Here is a 4,163-nt window from a genome sequence, read left to right as displayed (position 1 = left end):
TCCGTCGTCGGCAGCGTCAGATGTGTATAAGAGACAGGGGTGGGCCTGGGCGATCGACCGTGACGTCTTCGCGTCGGGCTCCGAACGACCGAGCACGAACCAGCGGATGGAGATCCGCGCCGCGCTCGAAGCCGTCACCGCCCTCAGCGGACCCCTGGTCGTCGTCAGCGACTCGACCTATGTCGTGAACTGCTTCCGCGACGCGTGGTGGGACGGATGGCTCACGCGCGACTGGACCACTTCGCAGAAGAAGCCGGTCGCCAACCGTGACCTGTGGGAGCCGCTGGTGATGGCCGTCCGGGAGCGCGGCGACGTGGCCTTCCAGTGGGTCAAGGGTCACTCCGGCCACGAGATGAACGACCTCGTCGACGAGCTCGCTGTGGCGGCCAGTCGCAACCTCGACTAGCACCGCCGGTTGCGGACGTCGCGGATGCAGGTGTGGAACGGCCGCACCTAGCCCGGGAGGTCGGACTCGCTCATGCCCTCGGCGTGACCGGGGGGCCATTGCACCAGCTCGATGCGGTAGCCGTCGGGGTCGGTGACCCAGGACGTCCAGAACACCTCCGAGCCATCGGGCGAGCTGGGCGGTTCGGCGGTCACTCCCCTGGCGGCGAGGCCATCGACGGTCGCGGTCATGGACTCGACCTGGATGACGAGGTGGTGGAGACCCTGGGGATCGACCCGGCCCCTGTCGGGACTGTGGACGAGCTCGAGGGTCACGAACTCGTCACCGGGGAGCTTGAGCATCGTCAGGCTGCCGAACTGCGTCTGCGGCACGGTGCCGAGCACGGTGTAGCCCAGGGCGGTGTAGAACGCGAGCGAACGCTCCAGGTCCGCGACCTGAAGCCCGACGTGCAGTGTTCTCATGGGCCGGTCCTGTCCATCGCCGGTGGCGCCAACGGGGAGATCGCCTGTCAGGGGCTGGTCGTCGCCGTGGCCGGCGTCGTGCTGGTTGTCGGCGCGGGGACGCTGGTGCTGGTCGTCGCGGTCGTGCTCCCGGCGGCCTGCGCGCTGCTCGAGCCGGACGTGGCGGTCGGAACGGGCGCCGTGCTGGTGGGTGCAGGCTCCGAGGTGGGCGTTGTCGTGCTGAGGCTCGGTGGGGCGCTGGTGGCCGAGGGGGACGCGGGCGTGGTCAGAGGTGTCGTCGCCGGAGGCGTGCTGGACGTCGGGGACGAGGTCGCCGTGGTGGGCGTCTGGCTGGGGCTGCCCTGCGTGCCGATGAGCGTCTGGATCTGGCTCTGGAACTCGAGCAGCCGGGCCCTGACCTGGTCGAGGGGCAGGCCCTGGATGGTCGCAGCGAACGCGGTGATCTGCGTCCAGAGCGCGTCGAGGCGTTGTCGCGTCTCAGGGGAGAGCTGGGCCGGCACGGTGAGGACCAGCTGCTGGGCCAGGGCGTAGGTCAGGCACTGGACGCAGGAGTAGTTCACGGCACCGGCGACGTTCTGGGGGATGGCGATGTTGGCGCTGCCGGTGATGAGGACGACCTGGAAGGCCACTGCCACAGTGGTGCACCCGGTGCAGCTGGCGAAGGCGTAGGCCTCGTTCGCGTTGGTGACGCTGGTGCCGTCGGCCCAGACGAGGGCGAAGGCGACGTCGTACAGGGTGGACCCGTCCCTGGTGTTGACGGCGAGTGCCTGGTTGTCGCCGGGGCCCGGGGCGGCCGGCCGGTTGAACGGGAAGACCCAGGCCGGCTGTGCGGAAGCGCCCGCGGTGGTCTGGGTGGTCTGGCCGTTCTGGTTGTCCTGCCTCGGGATGAGGACGAGGGCCAGCTGGGGGTGCTCCCGCGTCGGGGGCGTGGAGGTCGAGGCCCACACCGAGGGTTGCGACTCGATGATCTGGCCGTCCTGCAGGCTCGGCGTGCCCGTGATCGCGTACCCCGCAGATGCCACGGCCTGGGTGAGGGTGCCTCGTTCGAAGGGCTGGACGGGCCGGTAGCGGTTGGCGTCGGGCCACCATGCGTACCCGAGGCCGGCGACCACGGCCGCTGCGACGACACCCGCGACGACGCGACGCCCGGGGTGGCCCGCGGTGCGGCGCCAGACCGTGGCACTCGTGGTGCGCACCAGGCGGGCGAGCAGGAGCAGGGAGCCGAGGACCGGCAGGGCGATGGCCACGACGGCCAGGACCCGGACGGTCACCCCGAGGGCGTCACCTCCCGCCCAGTCGACGGCAAGCGCGTGGGACTGCCGGCCCAGGGCGGCCCAGGCGGTGCCGAGCACCCGGGGGAGCGCCAGCACCATCATGACGAGCGTGAACGCCAGCAGCGGCACGATGCACAGCACCCAGGCGGTGACGACGACCCGTGGGCCCCGCCTGAGCGCGGCCACACGGGGGTCGGTCCGGCGTCCGGGCCACAGGCTGAGCAGGATCGGTCCGATGCGCGCGTAGAGGTCCGGGACACCGGTCAGGTCTGCCAGGACGTGGTAGCCGTCGAAACGCACCATCGGAGCCAGCTGGCGGACCATCTGGAGCAGCTGTGCCGCAAGGATGAGCAGGATCGCGTCCCACCCCGTGCCGGCCCAGACGACGAACATCGCCACGCTCACGATGGCGTTGAAGTAGAGCCCGCCGAGGTCGACCCGCAGTCGCCCGGCCCGGCCGAGGCGGTAGCTGTCGGTGACATCGGTGTAGAACGCGGGCCACACCAGGTAGAGACCGGTGCCCATCGCACCCGGCGTCGCGCCCCCGTACCGGCAGGCGGCGGCGTGTCCGAACTCGTGGAAGCCGGCGGACAGGATGGTGATCGCGAAGACGACCACGAGCAGCAGGGGCTGGTCGAAGGCTTGGTGGGTGGCCGAGGCAAGCCCCTTGGTGAACAGCACCCACGCCGAGATCACGGCGAAGGCGAGGACCACCGGCACGACGACCACCGGTGCGAACAGCACCGCGAAGGGCGTCGTCAGCCGTCGCGTCACGCGCGGGTCGGAGACGACCCACCGGAGGCGCAGGGCCAGCAACGGGTTCGACCGGTGCGCCGGCGGTTCGGAGCCGTCGGCGCCCCGAACGAGGCCGAGCGGCCGTAGCTGGGAGACGACCAGGCCCCGCACGTCGGTGGCACCGACCCGACGGCCGTACTCGGTGCTGACCGCCTCGGCGACCTGCGCGAACGTGCGCCGACCGTCGATCGTCTTGAGCACCAGGTACAGCAGCGGTGTCAGCTGGACGGTCTGGCCACCCCGGCGGCGCACGAGCGAGGGCGCGGTGCGATAGCCCGAGCCCGTCAGCTCACCGAGCAGCTCGATGCCCTCGGCCCGGTGCGGGCGCTCGTCCACGGATGCGGGGGCAGCCGAGTCGATGGCACCGGGGGAGATGGTCCTCGACGCGGGGGTGCCGGCAGCAGACGCCGTGGCGTCGTGCGCCGGCACCCCGCGCGGCGACGAGGTGAGGCTCACGAGGGACCTGGCTACTGCTTGATCGACGAGGTCTGGTCAGCCGTGGCCTGCGCGGTGCCGTCCAGGTGCTGGGTGATGGTGCCGCTCTGGTCGGCGACCGAGACGGCCTGCGAGTCCACCGAGCCGATGTTGGCCGACACGGACGCGTCGATCGGCGCAGCGACGTTGGCGTTGGCCGCCACGGCGCCGTCGAGCGGAGCGGTGAGCTTGGCGTCTGCGGCGGCGTTCACGTCGATGTTGAGCAGGTTGCCACTGAGCACCGAGGACGGCGTCGTGTCCGCCGTGGTGCCCGTGGTGCCCGTGGTGCCCGTGGTCGTGCCGGCGTCCGGCGTCGTGCTCGGGGCGGGCGCCGTCGACGTGTCGGGCGTGGTCTGCTGGATGTCGCTGTGCTGCGGTGCGTCCGCGATCGCCGACCCGGTCAGGCCCTGGTCGATGGTGACCGCCTGGTGCGCCAGGGCGGCGTCCGTGGAGCCGACCGACAGGACGTTGGCGCCGACGGCACCCGCGATCGGCGCGGCGACGTTGGCGTTGGCCGCCACGGCCAGGTCGATCGGCGCCGCCACGTCCAGCGCCAGGTTGAGGTCGGCGTTGAGGTCGAGCAGCGACATGACCTCCTTGTCAGGCAACGCCGCACCCGTCTCCGCGGCAAGCTCTTCCTTCGAGACGGGGGGCAGATCCGAATCGCTCATCAGGTGCTCCATCCCGGCGCCCTCCGGCGCCCTTGCTCTGGTTGAGGCCCGTCCTGCGAAGCAGCCGGCCCGTCCGGACGCC

Annotated in this window: 4 protein-coding genes; 1 reads left to right on the top strand and 3 read right to left on the bottom strand. The window is 71.5% G+C overall.

Features of this window, described 5'->3' with window-relative positions:
• A partial coding sequence (locus ACPYOM_RS21070) for a ribonuclease H family protein (RefSeq protein ID WP_481347445.1) occupies nucleotides 1-406 on the top strand: 406 nt, incomplete at its 5' end.
• 47 nt (nucleotides 407-453) lie between these two features.
• Here the strand turns inward: ACPYOM_RS21070 and ACPYOM_RS21065 are convergent.
• Genes ACPYOM_RS21065 through ACPYOM_RS21055 form a run of 3 tightly spaced genes read right to left on the bottom strand, consistent with a single transcriptional unit; the run spans nucleotide 454 to nucleotide 4,081 of the window.
• Nucleotides 454-867, bottom strand: coding sequence for a VOC family protein (locus ACPYOM_RS21065; RefSeq protein WP_481347444.1), 414 nt, complete (start codon nucleotides 865-867; stop codon nucleotides 454-456).
• 47 nt (nucleotides 868-914) lie between these two features.
• On the bottom strand, nucleotides 915-3,392 hold the full coding sequence (locus tag ACPYOM_RS21060) for a zinc metalloprotease (RefSeq protein WP_481347443.1): 2,478 nt from the start codon (nucleotides 3,390-3,392) through the stop codon (nucleotides 915-917).
• Between the two features lie 11 nt (nucleotides 3,393-3,403).
• The gene (locus tag ACPYOM_RS21055) at nucleotides 3,404-4,081 is read right to left on the bottom strand and encodes a peptidoglycan-binding protein (protein ID WP_481347442.1); all 678 of its coding nucleotides are present in this window, start codon (nucleotides 4,079-4,081) and stop codon (nucleotides 3,404-3,406) included.
• Between the last annotated feature and the right edge of the window lie 82 nt (nucleotides 4,082-4,163).

It is taken from the genome of Monashia sp. HAY1-2A (genome assembly GCF_056755315.1).
The sequence above is the reverse complement of the archived record's forward strand: the minus strand, read 5'-3'. Positions and strand labels throughout refer to the sequence as shown.

What these genes read in the sequence shown, in the direction of transcription:
- ACPYOM_RS21065 (WP_481347444.1), bottom strand. Translation starts at nt 867, where the DNA reads ATGAGAACACTGCACGTCGGGCTTCAGGTCGCGGACCTGGAGCGTTCG.
- ACPYOM_RS21055 (WP_481347442.1), bottom strand. Translation starts at nt 4,081, where the DNA reads ATGAGCGATTCGGATCTGCCCCCCGTCTCGAAGGAAGAGCTTGCCGCG.